The organism is Polyangium sp. 15x6 (assembly GCF_029960785.1).
Classification (GTDB): domain Bacteria; phylum Myxococcota_A; class Polyangia; order Polyangiales; family Polyangiaceae; genus Polyangium.
Genome location: NZ_JASBQE010000051.1, coordinates 1 through 19,366 on the forward strand (window position 1 = coordinate 1; position 19,366 = coordinate 19,366).

Below are 19,366 nucleotides of genomic sequence, written 5' to 3' on the forward strand. Positions count from 1 at the left end.
TTCGCTCCGCAGTACGCCGACGTCGACCTCCACATCTCGCCCTGCTTCGGGGTTTGTCCACGGGACATGCCCCCCGCCTTACACCATCGCGCGATGGTTTGGTAGAGAAAAACACCAGCCATCTAGGGTCGCTCACCCATGGATCCCAATGCAGCGTTGCACGACGCCCTCGCCGAGTTTTTCGCGGCTTTTTCAGCGAATTTCCTCCAAGGACCGCGCGAAATCCCCCCGTTCACTGCGAGGCTCGTCGGGACGTCGATCGAAGTGACCCTCCAGGTAGGCGAGGGCGAGCCGACCGTCATCCGCCAGCGGGGCTCCGCCCTTTACCTCCTCGCCGGGCGGCTCTGGGCCGTGGCCCGCGCGAGCGAGGGGCACGGCCAGCGTTGTCTGCTGCCGACACTCACCCCCTACCCCCTCAATTTCCCGACGGAATGGAAGAACTGGCAGAATCTCCAGAATGCGGCGCTGCCCGCGGTGGGCCGGATCGCGTTGGCGCTCGATGACGATGCGCACGACGAGGCGGTCCTCCTCGTCCGACACGTCCTCGACGTCGATTCCGGCTATTGGCTCGAGCTCGAGCGCGCCGTGCCGAACGAGCTCCGGAAGGAGGTGCTCGCGAAGCTGTCCGAGCTCAAGCAGCGGACCAACTCGACCTCCTCCCTCAGCGGCCACTTGAAAGTGCTCGCGTCTCATACCGGGAGCAGCGATCCGCGCGAGCGCCTCTTCGTGGCCAAGCATTATCGATACACCACGAAGCACCTCTCGAGCGACAATCACCTCACGTTCCTAAAAATTATCCAGCCTGCGCTCGAGGCGTGGCTGAAGGAAGAGGACGGCGCCATCTTCGAGACGGCGGTGGGGATCGCCGAGATGCTCGGGTACAAGCTGTTCGAGCGCGGCGCCTACGCCGAGGCCGAGCCATTGCTGTCGGCGGCGCTCGACGCGGGGATTGCCGGCGCGGAGCTGCTCCGCGCCCGCTGGGAATGCCGACTCTATCGCGGCGACGAACGCGCGGCCGCGGAGGACTGGCGCGCGGCCGAGCCGATCGACGACCCGGCGCAAGGACTCTCGTTCGGCTTCTTTCATCGGGGCGACCGGCAGGATCGAAAGGCGATGGGGCTCGGGCGGGTGGCGCGATCCCTCGGAAAACTCGCGAGCGGGGAAGACCCCTGCCGCGATCGGCCCAAGACCAAAAAGCCCAAGGCCATCTCCGCGACGGAGCGTTCGTCGCTCCTCGCGAGGGCGCGCGTATTCGCCGACGAGGCGGTCGCCCTCATCGACGAGCGCGCCCGAGGCGACGAGGCTCGCGCCCGCGCCGGCCAGGGGGTCACGGATCGCGGCTTCGAGTCGCGCATTTTCGCGGCGCGGGCGTTGGTCCGCGAGGCGTCGGGGGACGCGGCCGGCGCGCTCGACGATTATCGCCGGGCGCGGACGCTCGGCACCGCCGCCGGGCTCTCCTGGCAAGGTGACCTCCATGGAGAGGACATCCGGCGCCTCGAGGGTGCGGGCAAGGTAAATGGCGGCGCGATCCCGGAGAGCTTCGACCCCGTCTGGTTCCTTGCGAGCGAGCGCAACGACGACGAACGCAGCCGCGCGGCCGCCGCCTGGTGCGCACAGCCCTGGCGCGTGGTCCCCGATGCTCGCCAGCGCGGCACATCCATTCCGATCGCGTTCGCCCTGGTCAAGGCCATCGTCGATCATTCGGCGGCCCTGTGGAAGCTCGGCGAGGCGGACGGCGTGAAATTGCCCGATCGGCTCGAGTTCGTGCAGCGGGCCCGACCGCTCCTGGATCGCTTCGCCGACCGGCGCGACGCAGACCGTCTGGAAAGCGTCCTCGACGACGCGCACGAGATCGCGTTCGATGTCTTGCCCCGCAATGAAACGGCCGAGCGCGTGCCTTTCTTCACTTTCCTGCGAGCGCTCGGCGACGCCGAGACGATCGATGAGGAGCGTGTCCTCTCCGCGCTCGGCGACGACGCGTGGAGCCGCTTGCGGCGGCAACTCGAGGCCAAGCTCGACAAGCTCGACCCGCTGCGTGACGTCTTCGACGCGACCGTCCGCGCCGGCGCGCCGATGGCTGCGGTCGCCGCGGCGCTCGCCGCCTACCGGGAGCTCTTCCGGAACGATTGGGGATCCTTTGCCACGCCGCGGCCGCCCTGGGAGAAGCTCGCCAAGCCGCTCGAACAGGCGGACGGCGCGAAGCTCGCCCCGGCGCTGATCGAATGCATCCGCCGCGAGCAATCCGTGCCAGATCATTACGGCCTGACGCGCCTGCCGGCGAAGTCCCTCTGGCCGCTCTTCTACGCATGGCACCCCTCGACCGAGGCATTCCTGCTCGAGGTGCTCAAGGGGAAGCTCGACAATGGAAAGAGCCTCTCCGCGACGCAGCGCAAGACACGCCACGAATGCCTCTCCTGGTTTGCAGACGAGAAGAAGCTCGCCAAGCTCGGCGCGGCGCTGGCGAAGAGAGGCCGATAGCAGGGACGGTCGATTTTTCCCGTGATGGAGGAGGGCTCGGGCCCATTGTCTTCATGGGACCTACGAAAAACGCAAGCGCGATGGACCGTTCTCCGGCAAGGTGCGTGTTTCCAGGCCCCCGGAGCAGCATGGTTCCTGCGGCTCGGGAAAACGTCTCGATCTTTCACCACGAAACAGAGGTCCTTTTCATGAACTACGTTCATCGAGGAGCGTCCGGCGGAATCCTCATCGCCGCGCTGGCGACGCTCGTGGCATGCGGCGGCGGCGGCAGTAACCCCGGCGCCGGTGGCTCGGGTGGCTCGGGCGGCACCGGCGGCACTGGCGGAATGGCTACAGGGGGCAGCGCCGGCATGGGCGGCGGTGGGGGCGACATGCCCGACGCGGGGCCCGATGCATCGACGGGCGGGGGCACGCCCGGCGGCACGGTCGAAGTGCTCGCGGGCGCTGTGGGCGAGGCGGGGCACGTCAATGGCCCCAAGGGCACCTCCCGGCTCCGCGATGTCGGAGGGATGGTCTATATCGCGCCGACGCTTCATGTCGCCGACCGCCATGCTGCCATCCGCAAAATCGATGTGAACACCGGCGTCACGACCACCGCCCCCAACGACGACGGCCTCGACGCCGAGTTCTTTCAGCCTATCGCGCTGGCGACCGGCGGCGGGAACTCGCTCTACGTGCTCCAGGGGCTCAAGACCATGATGAATGGCGTCGTAGGGCAGGTCTCGCGGTACAACGTGGGGAGCGGCGTCATCGAGGCGGAAATCACGCTCGATTCTTACCAGGAGCTGCCTTATGACCTGTTCGACCCGGTGCCCTTCGCGGTCGAGCCGTCCGGGAACGTCCTCGTCGGGGAGAAGGCGCGCGTCTCACCTTCGACGCTCATGGTCTCGAATATCGGGATCCGGGAGGTCTGGGGCACGAGCGCATCGCTGACCGCGTGGGTGCCGGCGAATGGCACGATGTACACGGTGCATCGAGCGCCATCGTTCGTGCTCGAGAGCGATCTCGCCGCCAAGACCTGGAAGCTCGTCGCCGGCACCGACATGAACCAGGCCGAGCCTGCCGTCGACGGCCCCAAGGAAACGGCGCGATTCTCCAATCGCGTCGGCGGAGCGTCCCACGACGGCAATGGGCACCTCTACGTCGCCGACACCAACGCGAACGCCGTGCGCAAGGTGGATCTGGCGACGGGAGCGATCACCACCGTCATCGGCGAGCTCTCGCCCGTCGGGAGCATCGTGACCGGGGACCTGAAGACAGCACGATTGCACCACCCGCAATGGGTGACGTGGCTCGGCGACGGCAAGCTCGCCATCGGCTGCCCCGAGGATTTCGTCGTACTGATCGCCACCGGCCTTTGACCAAGCGGTCGTACGGGCGCTGCTGCAGACCCGTTTCCCCGACGTACGGCAATTCTCTTTACCGTATCACGGGCTGCAGTACGATCGGAGGTTGGGACGGCCATTCCCGTCACGCAGCGCGGAGCCCGATTCATGACGAGCCTCAGCCCCAGCCTGCACGCCCACCGCCACTTGCGCGCCGCGATGACCCTGTCGAGCTGGGAGGCGGGCTGGCGCTCACTGCTGCTGCGCGGGTATGTCGATCCGCCCGAGGTCGAGGAGTTCAAGACGCCCGCCACGGCCGATCACCTCATCGTGCTCGTCACGGACGGCGCCTGCGACATCGAGGCGCGCTACCGCGGACGCTGGCAATCGGCCCACTACGAGCCGGGTCACATCGGCATGACCGCCCCCGGCCAGGAGGCGACGCTCCGCTGGCGCGGCCAAACCACGCACAGCACGCTGCAACTGCACCTGCCCACGCCGACGCTCCAGCGCGTGTTCCGTGATCTCTCCGCCGGCGATCCCGAGCGGCTCGAGATGCCGAGCATGCTGGGGAGCGTCGATCCGCTCGTGCAGCAGATCATGCTCGGCCTCGCGCGCGCCCTCTCGGCCGGCGTGCCCGATCTTTACGCGGAATCGGCCGGCGAGCTTCTGGCCGCGCACCTCTTGGTCCACCACGCATCCCGGCCGGCGCCGCGGCCGGTGAGCGCGCGTGATACGCTGCGGCTGCGCCGGGTCGAGGCGTTCATGCGCGAGCACCTCGGCGAACCGCTCTCCCTGGAGACGCTCGCGCAGCAGGCGGGCGTGAGCCGCTTCCATTTGCTGCGGCTGTTCAAGCGCGCGAACGGGGAGACGCCGTTCGCTCGCCTGACGCGGCTGCGCATCGAGGAAGCGCAGTGCCGCCTCGCGCGCGGCCGCCAGTCGGTGACGGAGATCGCGCTCGCCTGCGGCTACCAGAATCCCGCGCACTTCGCCTCCGCGTTCCGCCGGCTGGTCGGCGTGTCCCCTACGAGCTACCGGCGCGGCGCCCGCTAGAACATCGAGCGGTTTGCAACCGGTCGATGCTCCAGCTCTCGCGCCCGTCCGGGCGGCGAGACCGCGCACGGCAATCGCGCGGTGCTCCACGGCAATCCCGCGAATGCCGCGGCGCGCGCGCGGACGCAGGATCCTCTCATCGAGACGCGGCAAGCGCTCGATCAGGAGAATGACGACATGGCAACCGAGAGAGTGGCGATCGTGACCGGTGCGTCCCGCGGCATCGGCGAGGCGGTCGCGAAGCGTCTGGCGCGCGACGGCTTCAGCGTCGCCGTCAACTACGCGGGCGAGGCGGCAGCCGCCGAGGCGCTTTCGCAATCCATCGAAGCGACGGGCGGCCGCGCGCGGGCGATCCAGGCGGACGTGAGCGATCCGGCCGCGGTGCGCGCGCTGTTCGACGCGACGGAGGCGGCGTTCGGCGGCGTCGACGTGCTGGTGAACAACGCCGGCGTCATGGTGCTCGGCGCCATCGCCGACGTCGATGATGCGACGTTCGCACGGCAGGTGGCGGTCAACCTCCAGGGCACGTTCAACACGCTGCGCGAAGCTGCGCGGCGCCTGCGCAGCGGCGGCCGCATCATCAACTTCTCCTCGAGCGTGGTCGGCCTGCTCCAGCCGACCTACGGCGTGTACGCGGCGACCAAGGCGGGCGTGGAGGCGATGACCAGCATTCTGGCCAAGGAGCTGCGCGGCCGCGACATCTGCGTCAACGCGATTGCGCCGGGCCCGACCGCGACGCGGCTGTTCCTCGACGGCAAGTCCGAGGAGGCGATCGATCGGCTCGCGAAGCTCGCGCCGCTCGAGCGGCTCGGGCAACCGGAGGACATCGCGGCGGTGGTCTCGTTCCTGGCGGGGCCGGATGGGGCGTGGATCAACGGACAAACGCTGCGCGCGAACGGCGGAATCATCTGACGTGCGCGCGAACGGCCGCCGCTCTTCGGGCACCGGCGCCACGACGCAGACGGTGACGTTCGGCGCGCAGGTGGGCGCGCGCCCTCGGCCTCCATGACACGCGTCGGCTTCGAGCGGACGCCGCAGCACGGAGCCTTCGGTGGAACGGGCTTGAACGGCGCCCGTGGAGATGCGAAGGTCGAACGGACGCGCGAAGCCGCCGCACGGCGCTGATCACCGTCCTCGCGGCGAGCGTCGACGACCACGGCGAACCGGTGTTGAGCATGGCCCCCAAGCAGCTACGGAGCTTCATCGCGCGCCTTTACGAAGCGAAACATTTCGAGGACGCGGCATTCCTGATCCTGCGCGAGGCGCTCGACGTGGCGAAAAGAGCGCTCTCGAAGAGCCCCTTCGTGAAGCACGGCCGCGTCCTGCGCGGCATGGTCCATTTGCGACCCGCGGACGGATACCAGCGGCTGGTCGTCGTGGACGAGCCGTCGCCGAGGCCCGCAGGCTCCGCTTCGCCCATGCATTTGCCGTCCGCGAGCGCGTGGCGATGGGTCGCGCGCCGCGTCGCGCCCGTCGCCATCGACGTGCCGCTCGGGCGCGTCCGCGTGTTCGCCGACGGGAACATCGACGTCGTGGCGGAGGGGGGTTTTCTGGAGAGCGAGAGCATGCAACGGCTGACGAGCCGGGAGGCGAGCCACCTCCTCGCCGTGCCGATACGATCCATGCGCGGCGTGGTCGAGGGAATGGCCACGGTAGAGATCGGCTGCCCGCGGGCCGTGGGGGAGGACTTCATCTTCGCGGCCGTGAGCGAGGAGCTTCAAATCCTCGCCGACGTCGCGTCACCCTACCTGGTGGGCCTACCGCTGCGGCCCGCCTCGACGTGCCCGACGGACGACCTCTTGCCCGTCGTCGGCCCGGCCATGGCGGCGCTCGTGGAGATGCTCCGGATCTTCGCGCAACAGGAGGAGACGCTCCTCATTGGCGGGCCCACGGGCGCGGGCAAATCACGGCTGGCGCTCTGGTGCCACGCGCAATCGCCGCGGCGTGATGGTCCGTTCGAGGTCCTCGACCTCATCACGGTCCCCGAGGATCTCCAGATGGCCGAGCTCTGCGGGTGGCGAAAAGGCGCTTTCACGGGTGCGGCGCGCGACGCGCCCGGCGCCGTCGCGCGCGCCCTCCGGGGCACGCTCTTCATCGACGAGATCGACAAGCTGTCCTTGAAGGCGCAGGCAGGGCTCCTGCGCCTGCTCGAGACCAGGAAATACCGTACGCTGGGGGATACGGGGCGCGAGCAGAGCGCCGATGTGCGGTTCATCGTCGGGAGCAACGCGAACCTCCTCGAGCTCGTGGAGCAGGGGCGGTTCCGGGAGGATCTTTATTACCGGGTCAATGTGCTACCTGTGAAGCTGCCTTCCCTCGACGAGCGTCGTGACGAGATATCGCAATGGGCGTGCTTCATGGCCCTGCGCCGGCATCGCGAGTCGGTCCCCAATGGGCACATCCGTGTCGCGGCGGGCGTCGATCGGCTCCTCTGCGAGCGAACGTGGCCCGGCAATCTACGCCAGCTCGATAACGTGGTTCGCCGCGCCTACGCGCTCGCGTTGATGAGCCAGGGGGCCACGGCCACCGAGATCGTCCTCGAAGAACGCCATTTCATTCGAGCGTTGGGCTACGAGGCCGGCGGCGGACGGCGCTCCCTGCTCGAGAGCATGCGGAGCGCGGCGGCCGCGTTCGTCGAGGAGGCCGAGCGGCTCGAAGAGCGGGGCCTGGGGCTCGATCTGGATCATGGGGATGCATTCCGGGGTTTCATCCTCGGCACCGCCGTCGAGCGGCTCGGCAACCGGGAGTCCGCGTTCCGGATGCTGGGCAAGGCGCAGCAGGTACAGAGCCGCAACCACCACAAGATGCTGCGCCGCGAGCTCGAGAAGGTGGACGCGCTCTGCAAGGCCATCCGCGAGGAAGACACGAAGCTCTTTTCAGCGCTCTCGGACGACGAGTCCTGAGCGAGGAGGGCCCCTTCCCGGCGCCGATGCGGCTTGAGGCTCACCGGAGGCGCGCCGCCGTATTCGCCGACAGGAGGGCTTGGCGGGGCAGGCGCGGAAGCGCCCCGGAAGACGTGTTGACAGTCGCTTGTCGGATAGGATACATGTTCAAACAAAACATGAACGACATTCTCTCGTCGAACCGTCCCAATCTCCTCGCTCTCTTTTTCGCCTGCCTGAGCCTCTACGGCATGGGTTGTGCGCTCGACAATGGCGAGAGCCAGGCCGATCCCGAAGATGTTCTGCTCGGCGTCGCGGAGCAGGGCGTTGGAGGGGATCCAAACACGGGTAACCACCTCCGGCCTGCATGCTTCTGGGATCACGGCGCCCAGCAGACCGCCCGGGACCTCAGCGCCGCCGCGCTCGTGGGAAGCACCGACCAGTTGCCTCCCATGCCCTACCTGCTCGCGCCTGACACGACGGGTGACCTGGAGAATTGCCGGCAGGACTTCCTGGAGGTCCTCGTTGGGTGCGCTCTTCCTGTGGGGGACCTCGTCGAGGATACGAGCGATGACAATGCGGTCAGCGGATACAAAACCTACGCCGGGTACGTCGGGATCGCTCCGGACTGGAAGACGCGAGCGCTCAACGCGACGGAGAAGGCGTTCATCACGGGCTGCATGCTCGAGCGCATCAATGCTCTTGGAATGCTCAACCCCATTCTCCTCCAGGGTGATCATGACGTGCTCGAACCTGATGACGAGCTTCTCGACCTTTATCCCATCGTCGAGTCCACCGCGTGGGGAAACCTGTTCGACTCTACGGTCACGCTCAACCCGATGCGTGACCCCGAGGAGCCGACGCTCCCGGCGTTCGGCGCATTCGTATGCAGCCACCTGGACACGTGCGCGACCATCCCGACGCTCGGCCGGACCTGCTATGAGGACGGCTGCGGCATGACGGCGCTTGGCTCGTGCGACGACGTCGACGCCTCGTGCCAGGCGAATCCGAATCAAGCTGCCTGCGCGGGGCGAACGAATGCAGTCAGCACGCGCCTTCTCGAAAGCGCGGTCGTTTGTGACTGAGGATCCGTAGGCCATCGAGCGGATCGGCAACCGAGAGGCAGCGACGAGTCTCGAGGGGCCAGGGCCACTCCCCTGCGCCGATGCGCCTTGATGTCCGCGCGAGGGTCCGTTACGTTCGTCGAAGCATCTTGGATTCCTTGTTGCTCGATAAGTACGAGATCCTGCGCGTCCTCGGGCAGGGCGGGATGGGGACCGTCTACGAGGCGCGCGAGGCCGGCTCCGGGCGCCGCGTGGCAATCAAGTGGATGCACACGCGTCCGTTCACCCAGGATGATCCGGACCTCCTGCGGTTCAAGCAAGAGGCGCGCATCGCGGGTACGCTCGACTCGCCGAACGTGACGGCGGTCCTCGAGCTCGCGCGGGACCCGAAGACGGATATCGTTTTTCAGGTGATGGAGCTCCTCGAGGGCGAGGACCTGCGGTCGCTCGTCGAGCGCGTCGGTCCGCTTGCGCCGGACGTCGCGCTCCGTATCACGGCGCAAGCGTGCTCGGGGCTTGCTGCAGCGCACGCGGCGGACGTGGTGCATCGGGACATCAAGCCGGAGAACCTGTTCCTCGCGCGGAAGGGGGACGGCGAGGTGGTCGTCAAGCTGCTCGATTTCGGGATCGCGAAGATACGCCGCTCGCACGGGGATGCGAGCGGGTCCGGTGGGAGGTCGGCACCTCCGGTGCCCATGACGACGACGGGACAGATGCTCGGGACGCCGCTGTACATGGCGCCGGAGCAGATCGACGCGGCGAAGCACGCGGACGCGCGCAGCGACGTGTATTCGATGGGCGTGACGCTTTACACGATATTGACGGGGGCGCCGCCGCGCGCGCACATAAAATCGCTCATGCAGCTCGTGCACGCCATCCTCACCGAGCCCGTCCCGCCACTCGCGGATCGCGCGCCCTGGGTGCGCCCAGAGGTCGTGGCGATCCTCGAGAAGGCGATGCACGCGGACCGGGAGGCGCGGTACGCGAACGGCGCGGAGCTTGCGGCGGAGCTCACGCAGCTCCTTCCGGGGGGAACGGCGCTCCGCGAGGAGATGCTCGTGGGGATCGGGGACGAGCAGCGGAAGGTGGCGGCCGCGTCCGCGGAGACGCAGCGGCGGGCAGAGACGGCGACGGCGCGAGGCAAGCCGGTGGAGGCGGCGCTGAGGGAGAGGCGCTCGCTGCCGCGGTGGGCTCTCTGGGCGGCGCTGGTCGCGGTGATGGCGGGCGGGATCGTGGCCGGGATGTTCGTCGTCGGGCAGTAGCGTACCTGAGGGACGCGGGTGGACGCAGGCTGCGTACCCAGGGGACGCAGCCGACCCGCGTAGCGCTCTTCATGCGGCGAGATGCTCTGGCGCGGCGCGGGTTTCGGGGCTGGCACGCGTCCTGCTCATAGGCCCGGCCGTGGGGCAACTTCGAGGAGCAATGGCCATGGCACACGCATATTCTTTGCATTTCCGCAATCTGATCAACCTCGGGCTCGTCGGGATGGCGCTTTATGGAATGGGGTGCGCCCTGGAAGACGCGGCAGTCGACCCCAACCTGTTCGATGATCCGACGCTTCACGGAGCCGGGGGCGAGCCGAACACGGGCAATACCCTCCTACCTGGATGTCTCAATGATCACGGCGTCCAGCAGACCGTTCGAACCCTCGGCGCTGCCCGGCTCTCGAGCTACCTGCTCGACACCTTGCCCTCCATGCCGTACATGCCCGCGGGCGACGCGGCGGGCACGCTTGCAGGCTGCCGGCGCGAGTTTTTGAAGGTCCTCGTCGGATGTGCGTTGCCCACGGGCGCGTCGGTCGTCGACTCGAACGACCCCATCGTGATAGGCACCGGGACGGTCACGAGGAAATACTGGGGACAGATCGGGCTCGCCCCGGACTGGGAGACACGAGCGCTGACCACGGAGGAGAAGGAGTTCGTCACGGCCTGCGTGATGGCACGCACGAACCGATTCGGGGAAGAGATCGATATCTTGCTCGACGGAGATCACCCGGAGATCGAGCCCGACTCGGCCTTACAACTCACTTATCCCTATGTGGAGTCCACGGTATGGGGAAACATGTTCGACTCCACCGTCCCGCTCAATCCGACGCACGACCCGAACCACCCCACCCTGCAGCCCTTCAATGCCCACGTGTGCAAGAACTACTCCGACTCGACCTGCCCGGATGCGGCCTTCCGAGTCTGCGACGAGAGCGACGACTGTGGTTTCATCAATCACGGCCCTTGCAGCTTGATGAATTGCATACCCATCCTGGGTGGCTCCGTCTCCGCCAGTTGCACCGCGTGGCCGAATCGCATCACGATCTATTTGACGGACCACGCGACGGTCTGCCCTATCCCGATCGATCCCCCGATCGATCCCTGAGCGGCCCGGACGCGCCTCGGCGTCACTCCACCAGCGAGGCTTCCTTGGCCTCCCGCGCGTACCTCACGGCGAGCCGCGGGTTTTCCCGAAATGATGCGGCGAATGCCTCGCTCGCCGCGCGCGCGGCCTCCCGTCGCGCCTCCCCCCGCGCGCTCCTCGCCCGGACGAGCAAGAGCAGGCCGCGCGATGCGAGCGCCATCGGGTGACGAGGGTTGAGCGCCAGCCCCTTCTCCACCATGCGCAGGCCCGCCTCGACGTCCCCGGCCGGGCTCTTCCTCTGCTCTTCGAGCCAGAGAGCCCGCTGTACATGAATCTCGGCGAGGAGCTGGTAGAGCCTCGGCTCGTCACGCTTCTTCGACAGGAGCGGCCGGAGGGGCGACATCGCGGCCTCGAAGCTGGCCTCGCTCGCGCGTTTTTCCTTCATGGCCACACGGGCCACGTAAAGCTCCATGCGCGCGAGCAACGCGGATCCGTCGATCGCCTCGCCGTCGGTTATGGATCTCCGGACGCTCTCCCGCTCGGTCGAGAGCTCCGGCAAGGGCGCGCGGCCCATCGCGAACGCGTGCTCCGCCTCGACGAGGCGGATCTCCGCCATCTCGCGGACGAGGAAGCCGCCCTCTTCGGCCTGACCCATGAAGGGCCGCAACGCCTCGACCGCCTTCGTGATGGATGGCCCAGGATCCATGCCGGCCGAGAGCTCGTACGTCGCGCGAACACGAAAGGCCTTTGCACTCCAGAACGCGGTGATCCAACCGCCGAGCTTCTGCCGCTCGAGCTGCGCGACGGCCTCCGACAGGATCACGAGCGCAGCCTCGGCGTCCGCGCCGATGTCTCGCTCGTACTCGACGCGATGAAGCCCTGCGCGGACCATCCCGTAGACAGGCAACGAGAAGCTCGGATCCACTACAATGGCACGCTCGAACTCCTTCGTCGCGCGCTCGAGCATGGGTCGAGGAGCGGTCCCGTACAGACGATCGACGGCCGACTGCAGAAGGTAGGCTTGCCCGAGCTCGTTCAAGGCCCACGAGAAGCGCGGGTCCACCTCGAGCACCCGCTGGAATGCGTCGATCGCCGCCGCGAACGACGCTCGCCGGCCGCGATCGCTCTGGAGCAGGGATTGCCGCATCAGCGTCGCCGCGCGCGCATAAAGGGCCATGGGGTCACGCGGGCGGACACGAACGGCGTCCTCCGTGGCGGAGAGCGCCGCGCGCTCGGCTTCGTCGACGTCGCCCCTCGTGTCGACTGCAACGGAGAAGCGCGCGTTCATCGCTTGCGCGCGCTGCACACGCGCCCGCGCGTCCCTCGAGCTCGAGGTCACCGCGCGGGCGCACGCCGCGTCGGCGGCCTCGAACTCGCGTAATGCCTTGCTCCCCTTCGCATAAGCCGCCCACCCCATCTTCTCCCAGAGCTCACACTCGGCCCGATACACCTCCGGATCGCTGCTCCCGATCTCCCTCGCCACCCTGTACGCCTCGGCCGCGGGCTCGAAGTACGACTTCATCTTCTCGTGATCGAAGGCGGCATCGTGCCGGTATTTGCTGCCCTCGGCGAAGAGCGCGTCTCCCTCGAGCTTCTTCGGCTCGTGCATCCACGGCGCCTGCTCGAACGCCATCTGCGCCTTCGCGATCGCCTCCTCGTTCTTTCCCTCGTACAGCGCGACGAGCCCCTCCGCATACGACGGCGATTCGAGCCTCACCCCCGTCGCCGCGCGGAGGTGCGCGAGCGCCGGATCTCGCAGCGACCGCTCGAGCTTCGCCACCTCCGCCTTTCGCTCCGCCTCGTTCGTGATCCGCTTCGTCTCCTCGACCGCCCGCCGGAAGAGCTCCCCGAGCGCGTGCCCGAGCGCATATTCGAGATCGGCCGACGAATACCCCGCCGCAATTGCGCGCTCCAGGTGCTCCCGCGCCTGCTCCGGATCCCCCAGCGCGAGGTGCCCCCGCCCGAGCGCATAATGCCGGGGCCCCTCCCCCACGCTCCCCGCAGAGACCGCGCGCTGCTCGATCTCGCGCAGCCTCGCGCGCACCACGTCCCGCTCGCGCTCGACATCGTGCACGGGCAGCGCGTACGCGGCGCGCAAGAAGAGCTCCATCTCCTTCACGCTCTCCCCGAGCTCCTGCGCCAGGCGCTCGCGCGCCGCCGCCTGCCTCTGCGCGCGCGCATAAACGCCCGCGACGGCGAGCGCGCCCAATGCGAGGACGACGAGCAGCGCCGTGAGCAGCTTGTTTTTCTTGACCTTCTTCAGGAGCACATACCCGAACGAAGCCCGCTTCGCCAGGATGGGCTCGCCGTCGAAGTACCGCTGCAGATCCTCCGCCAGCGCTCGCGCCGATTCGTAACGACGCGCAGGATCGCGCTCGAGGCATTTCATCACGATCGTCTCGAGCTCCTCCGGCACCCCCGCCTTCACCTTCCCGAGCGGCGGCGGGTCGTCATAACCGACCATCAGGAGGAGCCTCAACTGGCTGTCCGCGACGAAGGGAGGACGCCCCGCGATCACGTCGTACAGCGTCGCACCCAGCGAATACACGTCCGAGCGGCGATCCAGCGCCCGCACGTCCCCGCGCGCCTGCTCCGGCGGCATGAACGCGAGCGTCCCCACCACCGCCCCCGACTGCGTTTGCCCCTCGTCTTCGATCTGACGCGCCAGCCCGAAATCCATCACGTAAGGTTTCTTCGTCCCGTCCTCGCGCTCCTCGACGAGGATGTTGCCGGGCTTGATGTCGCGGTGGATCATCCCGACACGGTGGGCTTCGTGCACCGCCAGGCAGACTTCCTTCATCAAATAAACGCACTGCTCCAGGGCCAGCCGCTGGCGCACCACGGAGAGCGGCTCGCCGTCGATGAATTGCATCGCGATGTACGGCTCGCCGTCTGCCTGGCCGGCCTCGTAGATGGGGCAGATATGCTCGTGCTGAATACGCGCCTGCGAGCGCGCCTCGCCGATGAAGCGACGCCAGAGCTCGGGGTCGTCCCCGTGGAGGAGCTTCAGCGCGACCTTCCGACCGAGACGAGGATCCACGGCGCGGTACACCGTCCCCATGCCGCCTTCGCCGACGAATTCGATGTCCTCGTAACGCTCGAAGAGCGACTTGGGCACGGCCCGACGCGCAGGGCGTAGCTCGGGAAGGACGATAGGGGCCGGGTCTCTCCGCAGGCTCTCGTCGGTGCCCATGTCGCTCACGAAGACGGCATATCGACCCGGACTCGGGTCGTGGACCCTCTGGATCCAGTTGTGAACGGTAAGCCGGCCGATGTCGAGCGCGGACACGAGCCTCTTTCCCCTCGCGCGCTGTGACGCAAACCAGCAAACGTGGGCTGCCTCGCGTAGCCACCAGCTCCAGGGGAGCACACGCGGACGACCCGTTGAGCCTATCCTCTCGCAAATCACCAATCTTTACAAGACTGGTTCTTCGCGAACGTGGACCCACCTTGGTGAACCTCGCTGCGCCGACCCAGAGTCGGACGCGGCGCCACCCTGGAGGACTTCATGAGCGACGTCACCATCCTCTTCGGAAGACCCCATGTCCCTCAGTTCGGCGACGATCGTTTCGAGATCGACGTGCTGGCCGCCGAGGAGCTCGGCATCGAGTCGTACGCGATCCCGCTCGATCCCGTCGTGAATGGCGAGCCGGAGCGCGCATTGCGTCGGCTGCCGAAGCCCCGGTACCGGACGTGGCTTTACCGGGGATGGATGTTGAGCGAAGAAGAATACACCGGCCTGTACGAGGCCATGCAGGACCGCGGCGAGGAGCTCATCGTCGATCCCGAGAGCTTCGCAGAGACGATGTACATGCCAAACTACGTCCCGCTGCTGGGCGACGACACGGCGCCCACGCGTTGGACCGAAGACGAAGACATCCGGGAAGCGTGGGAGATAGCCCTGGAGCTCGGGCCTCCGCCGTGGGTGGTGAAGGACCACGTGAAATCGGTCAAAGAGCTCTGGCACCGCGCGTGCTTCGTGCCCGAGGGCGCCACGTACGATGATTTCGCCGAGGTCTGTGAAAAGATCCTGGAGTACCGCGGCGATCGCTTCGAGCGGGGGTTCGTCGTGAGAAAGTACCTCGACCTCGCGACGTTGCCCGGCTGGGCGCCAGGCCGCCGCCGCGTCACCGACGAACACCGCCTCGTGTTCTGGGAGGGGCGACTTGTGGCGCACGCGCCGTATTACGATGTGGAGTCGACACTGGAGGAGCCGGGGCAATTCGCCCATCTCGGGCAAACCATCGGCTCCCCATTCTTCACGGCGGACGTGGCCCGGCTCGAGCGGGGTGGGTATACCGTGATCGAAATCAACGATGGCGGCTGTTCGGTCTTCCCCGAGCAGATGGATCCGCGCGATTTCTACCGGGCGGTGCTGGGTTGATCGGTCGCATTCCCCTCGTGCGTTGCCTCGAAGGCCTCCAGCACCTCGCGAACAGGTCGCTCGCCCGGGCGGCAACGCTCGTTTGGGAAAAGGGCGCGCCGAGGAAGCCGCCCAACGCTCTTCATCGAAGCGCAGAGCCAACGCGACCCGAAGTCGATTGACGTGGACGTCCACGCGTGGTAACGCGTCTTCCCTTCATGTTACCCGGACTTCGTGACAAAGTCGCCATCGTCACTGGACATCGCAGCGGAATCGGCAAGGCGGTCGCGTCGTTGCTGAAAGAGCACGGCGCGCGTGTGCACGGTTTCGACCTCCCCGACGTCGACCTGCGTGATCTCGGGGCCATCGACGCCCACGTGAAGCGCGTCGCCACGCTCGAGGGGCGGATCGACATTCTCGTCAACAATGCCGGCGTCACGCACCTCGGCAATCTCGTGGACACCTCGCTCGAGGCGATCGACGACGTGCTCACCGTGAACCTCAAGGCGCCCTTCCTGCTCATGCAATCCGTGATTCCTTTCATGTTGCAGAACGGCGGCGGCGCAATCGTCAACAACGCGAGTGACCAGGCCTTCATCGGCAAGCGCGACAGCGCGATTTACGGCGCGTCGAAGGCGGCCATCGCGCAGCTCACGAAGAGCGCAGCCCTCGACTGGGGTCCCCGCGGCATTCGCGTCAACTGCGTCGCGCCGGGCAGCACCGATACCCCGATGCTGCGCCAGGTCCTCTCCGTGCTCTCCGAGCGAATGAAAGTGACGAGCGACGACGTCTACAAGGCCGCCGTCCCGCTCGGCCGTTTCGCGGATCCGAGCGAGATCGCCTGGGCCATCACGTTCCTCGCCTCGGACGCGGCGTCTTTCATGACGGGCGTCGTCATGCCGGTCGACGGCGGCGGGGTGGCGCAATGAGCGCGCGTGTCGCCCTCGTCACGGGCGCGTCGAGGGGGATCGGCGCGGCCCTCGTCGAGCGATTTCACGAAGGAGGGTTTTCCGTCGCGGCCCTCGCGCGATCCCGCGTGGATTCACCCCACGCGGCGGAGAGCTACGTTTGCGACGTCAGCGACGCGGGCGCGGTCGCGGAGACCGTACGCGCCATCCTCGCGCGCTTCGGCCGTATCGACGTGCTGGTGAACAACGCGGGGCTCGCCGGGGCGAATTCGCTCGATCCCGAGGGCGACGATGCGTTCTGGCACCAGGTCCTCGCGGTCAACCTGAATGGCACGTACTACCTGTGCAAGCACGTGCTTCCTCACCTGCCCGACGGGACGGGGCGAATCATCAATATTTCGTCGGTGCTGGGGCTCAAGGGCGCGCCGGATCAGACCGCGTACACTGCGGCCAAACACGGCGTGATCGGCTTCACGCGGGCCCTCGCGCTGCACGCCGCTCCGCGCCGCATCACCGTCAACGCGATTTGCCCTGGCTGGACACGCACGGCAATGGCCGAAGGCCGCATGCGCGAGCTCGGCCTGGACGAGGCGGCGCTCGCGAAGAGCGTGCCCCTCGGCCGCATGATCGAGCCACGCGAGGTGGCGAACCTGGCGTTCCATCTGGCGGCGGAAGATTCCGCCGGCATCACGGGACAGGCCATCACGATTGATGGTGGGGCCCTCGTTTAGGTCCTGGGACGAACTCCGTCGACGAATCCGGTTCGAGGTTTACGGGAAGAGCACACGCGCGCGTCGCAGGGGTGATCGAATCGATCACCCCTGCGATCGAGCGGATCGCAGGTCCCTCGCGGGGCCGCCGACGCTCCTCGTGAATCCCCGGTGATCTGGGAGGCTCTGGGCATGGCACGGGAGCTGCTCACGCTCCGCGCCGACGCCGGCCCGGAGCGGGCCGCCCGAGCCCAAGGAGCCTCCCATGAAGACGAATCGTGCCCTCTTCCACCTCGCGACGTACAGCCTCCTCGCGGCGACCACGGCGATTGGCTGCGGCGATATGGATGCGACCGAGCTCGACGAGGACGTGTGGGAGTCCGAGAGCCTGCTCATGGCGCCGAGCCAGGCCGACGCGGACAGCGCGATTAGCAGCGCTTACAGCACGTGGAAGACCCGATACGTGACGTCCTCGGGAGCGGGCGGCTTCCTGCGCGTGCAGCGGCCCGAAAATTCGAACGACACCGTGTCGGAGGGCATCGCGTACGGAATGCTCCTCGCAGCATACCTGGGCGACAAACCCACGTTCGACGGCCTGTGGGGTTATGCGAAGAGCCACCTCGACGGCAATGGCCTGATGCACTGGCAGATCAACGCGAGCAACTCCGTCATCGGCTGGAACGCGGCCACCGACTCCGACGAGGACATGGCGCTCGCGCTCATCGTGGCGGAGAAGGCCTGGGGCGCGGCGTACGGGGTCGACGCGAAGACGCTGCTCGGGCGCATTCTGCAGCACGAGGTGGAGAGCGGGACGAACGTGCTCAAGCCCGGCGACGCGTGGGGCGGCTCCTCCGTGACGAACCCGAGTTATTTCGCGCCCGGCTATTACAGGGCATTCAAGGCCTACACGGGTGATGCGCGGTGGGAGAGCGTGGCCGCGTCGTGTTATCAGATCATCGCGAACCTGAACGCCAACACGGGCGCGGGCACCACGGGCCTCTTGCCCGACTGGACGACCGCGGCGGGCGGTCCGGCCTCGGGAATGGGCTTCGATTACAAGTACGACGCGGCGCGCGTGCCGTGGCGCCTCGCGGTCGACGCGATCTGGTACGGGACGCCGCAGGCGATCGCGCAGCTCGACAAGATGAACACGTTCTGGAAGGGCGTGGGTGTCGGGAACATCAAGGACGGGTATACCGTGTCCGGGAACCTCATCGGTCAATGGCACAACGCGACGTTCGTGGGAATGGCGGCGGCCGGGGCGGCCGTGTCGCCCGACGCGGCCTTCAAGGCGGCGATGTGGAACGAGACGAAGAATTTCCAGGCCGAGAATTATTATAACGACTCACTCCGCGTGCTCGCGCTTCTCTTCATGGGCGACCGGATGCCGAACCCGGTGGGCGGGAGCACGCCGCCGCCTTCGCAGAACGCCGCGCCCTCGGTGAGCATCACGGCGCCCTCGAACGGGGGCAGTTTCACGGCGCCCGCGAGCATTTCGATCCAGGCGGCGGCGAGCGACAGCGACGGAACGGTGAGCAAGGTGGAGTTCTTCGCGGGCGCGGTGAAGCTCGGGGAGGACACGACGGCCCCGTATTCGTATACATGGAGCAACGTCGCGGCGGGCTCGTACGCGATCACGGCGAAAGCGACCGACAATGCGGGCGCGACGACGACGTCGAGCGTGGTGGCCGTGACGGTGAACGACCCTGGCCAGCCGCCGCCGGTCGGGGGCGGGTCGCTGTCGGTGCAATACAGGGCGGGCGACACGAACGCGAGCGATAACCAGATCAGGCCTCACCTCAATATCGTGAACACCGGGGCGAGCAGCGTGCCGCTGAGCGAGCTCAAGATCCGGTACTGGTACACGAGCGACGGCGCGAACGGGCAGCAGTCGGCGTGCGATTACGCGGTGGTAGGAAGCTCGAACGTGACGCGACAGTTCTCGGCGGTGAGCCCCGCGCGGACCGGGGCCGATACGTACGTCGAGGTGGGCTTCACGACGGCGGCGGGGAGCGTCCCGGCAGGCGGGCAGAGCGGCGAGATTCAGCTTCGGTTCAACAAGGACAACTGGTCCAATTACAACGAGGCGAACGATTACTCGTGCGATCCGGCGAAGACGAGCTTCGCGAATCACACGAAGGTGACCCTCTACAGGAACGGCGCGCTCGTGTGGGGGACGGAGCCGTAATCACGCGCGTTCCCGTTCCTGTCGTCAGCGAATGCTGCCTCGCTAC

General features: G+C 67.4%; 13 protein-coding genes. 12 read left to right on the top strand and 1 reads right to left on the bottom strand.

Translation table 11 applies throughout. The features are described 5' to 3' along the window. The first annotated feature begins 138 nt into the window (after positions 1 to 138). From QHF83_RS31055 to QHF83_RS31090, 8 genes are all read left to right on the top strand, one after another. A complete protein-coding gene (locus QHF83_RS31055) occupies positions 139 to 2,478 on the top strand; it encodes a hypothetical protein (protein ID WP_282421606.1) in 2,340 nt (779 codons plus the stop codon). 188 nt (positions 2,479 to 2,666) lie between these two features. Next, positions 2,667 to 3,839, top strand: a complete 1,173-nt coding sequence (locus QHF83_RS31060; protein ID WP_282421607.1) for a hypothetical protein — start codon at positions 2,667 to 2,669, stop codon at positions 3,837 to 3,839. A 132-nt stretch (positions 3,840 to 3,971) separates the two neighbouring features. Beyond that, a complete protein-coding gene (locus QHF83_RS31065) occupies positions 3,972 to 4,856 on the top strand; it encodes an AraC family transcriptional regulator (protein WP_282421608.1) in 885 nt (294 codons plus the stop codon). A 177-nt stretch (positions 4,857 to 5,033) separates the two neighbouring features. Then, the gene (locus QHF83_RS31070) at positions 5,034 to 5,768 is read left to right on the top strand and encodes an SDR family oxidoreductase (RefSeq protein ID WP_282421609.1); all 735 of its coding nucleotides are present in this window, start codon (positions 5,034 to 5,036) and stop codon (positions 5,766 to 5,768) included. Between the two features lie 263 nt (positions 5,769 to 6,031). Continuing rightward, positions 6,032 to 7,759 carry a sigma 54-interacting transcriptional regulator gene (locus QHF83_RS31075; RefSeq protein WP_282421610.1) on the top strand — a complete coding sequence of 576 codons (1,728 nt, stop codon included), beginning with the start codon at positions 6,032 to 6,034 and terminating at the stop codon, positions 7,757 to 7,759. A 143-nt stretch (positions 7,760 to 7,902) separates the two neighbouring features. Further along, positions 7,903 to 8,823 carry a hypothetical protein gene (locus tag QHF83_RS31080; protein WP_282421611.1) on the top strand — a complete coding sequence of 307 codons (921 nt, stop codon included), beginning with the start codon at positions 7,903 to 7,905 and terminating at the stop codon, positions 8,821 to 8,823. A gap of 128 nt (positions 8,824 to 8,951) precedes the next feature. After that, complete coding sequence (locus QHF83_RS31085; RefSeq protein ID WP_282421612.1) at positions 8,952 to 10,064, top strand: serine/threonine-protein kinase; 1,113 nt, start codon at positions 8,952 to 8,954, stop codon at positions 10,062 to 10,064. Positions 10,065 to 10,230: 166 nt separating this feature from the next. Beyond that, complete coding sequence (locus QHF83_RS31090) at positions 10,231 to 11,172, top strand: hypothetical protein (RefSeq protein WP_282421613.1); 942 nt, start codon at positions 10,231 to 10,233, stop codon at positions 11,170 to 11,172. A gap of 22 nt (positions 11,173 to 11,194) precedes the next feature. On the opposite strand, the gene QHF83_RS31095 is transcribed toward QHF83_RS31090, so the two are convergent. After that, the gene (locus tag QHF83_RS31095; protein WP_282421614.1) at positions 11,195 to 14,440 is read right to left on the bottom strand and encodes a serine/threonine-protein kinase; all 3,246 of its coding nucleotides are present in this window, start codon (positions 14,438 to 14,440) and stop codon (positions 11,195 to 11,197) included. Positions 14,441 to 14,659: 219 nt separating this feature from the next. Here QHF83_RS31095 and QHF83_RS31100 point away from each other — a divergent pair, with 219 nt between their 5' ends. The 4 genes from QHF83_RS31100 to QHF83_RS31115 all read left to right on the top strand — a co-directional run bounded on the left by QHF83_RS31100 (position 14,660) and on the right by QHF83_RS31115 (position 19,320). After that, positions 14,660 to 15,535, top strand: a complete 876-nt coding sequence (locus QHF83_RS31100) for an ATP-grasp domain-containing protein (protein ID WP_282421615.1) — start codon at positions 14,660 to 14,662, stop codon at positions 15,533 to 15,535. Between the two features lie 197 nt (positions 15,536 to 15,732). Then, positions 15,733 to 16,443 (top strand): SDR family oxidoreductase, encoded by a 711-nt coding sequence (locus QHF83_RS31105; RefSeq protein WP_282421616.1) that lies wholly within the window; start codon positions 15,733 to 15,735, stop codon positions 16,441 to 16,443. Further along, positions 16,440 to 17,153 carry an SDR family NAD(P)-dependent oxidoreductase gene (locus tag QHF83_RS31110; protein ID WP_282421617.1) on the top strand — a complete coding sequence of 238 codons (714 nt, stop codon included), beginning with the start codon at positions 16,440 to 16,442 and terminating at the stop codon, positions 17,151 to 17,153. Before QHF83_RS31105 ends, QHF83_RS31110 begins: the two co-directional genes overlap by 4 nt. Before the next feature lie 244 nt (positions 17,154 to 17,397). Next, complete coding sequence (locus QHF83_RS31115; protein WP_282421618.1) at positions 17,398 to 19,320, top strand: glycosyl hydrolase family 8; 1,923 nt, start codon at positions 17,398 to 17,400, stop codon at positions 19,318 to 19,320. Positions 19,321 to 19,366: the final 46 nt, after the last annotated feature.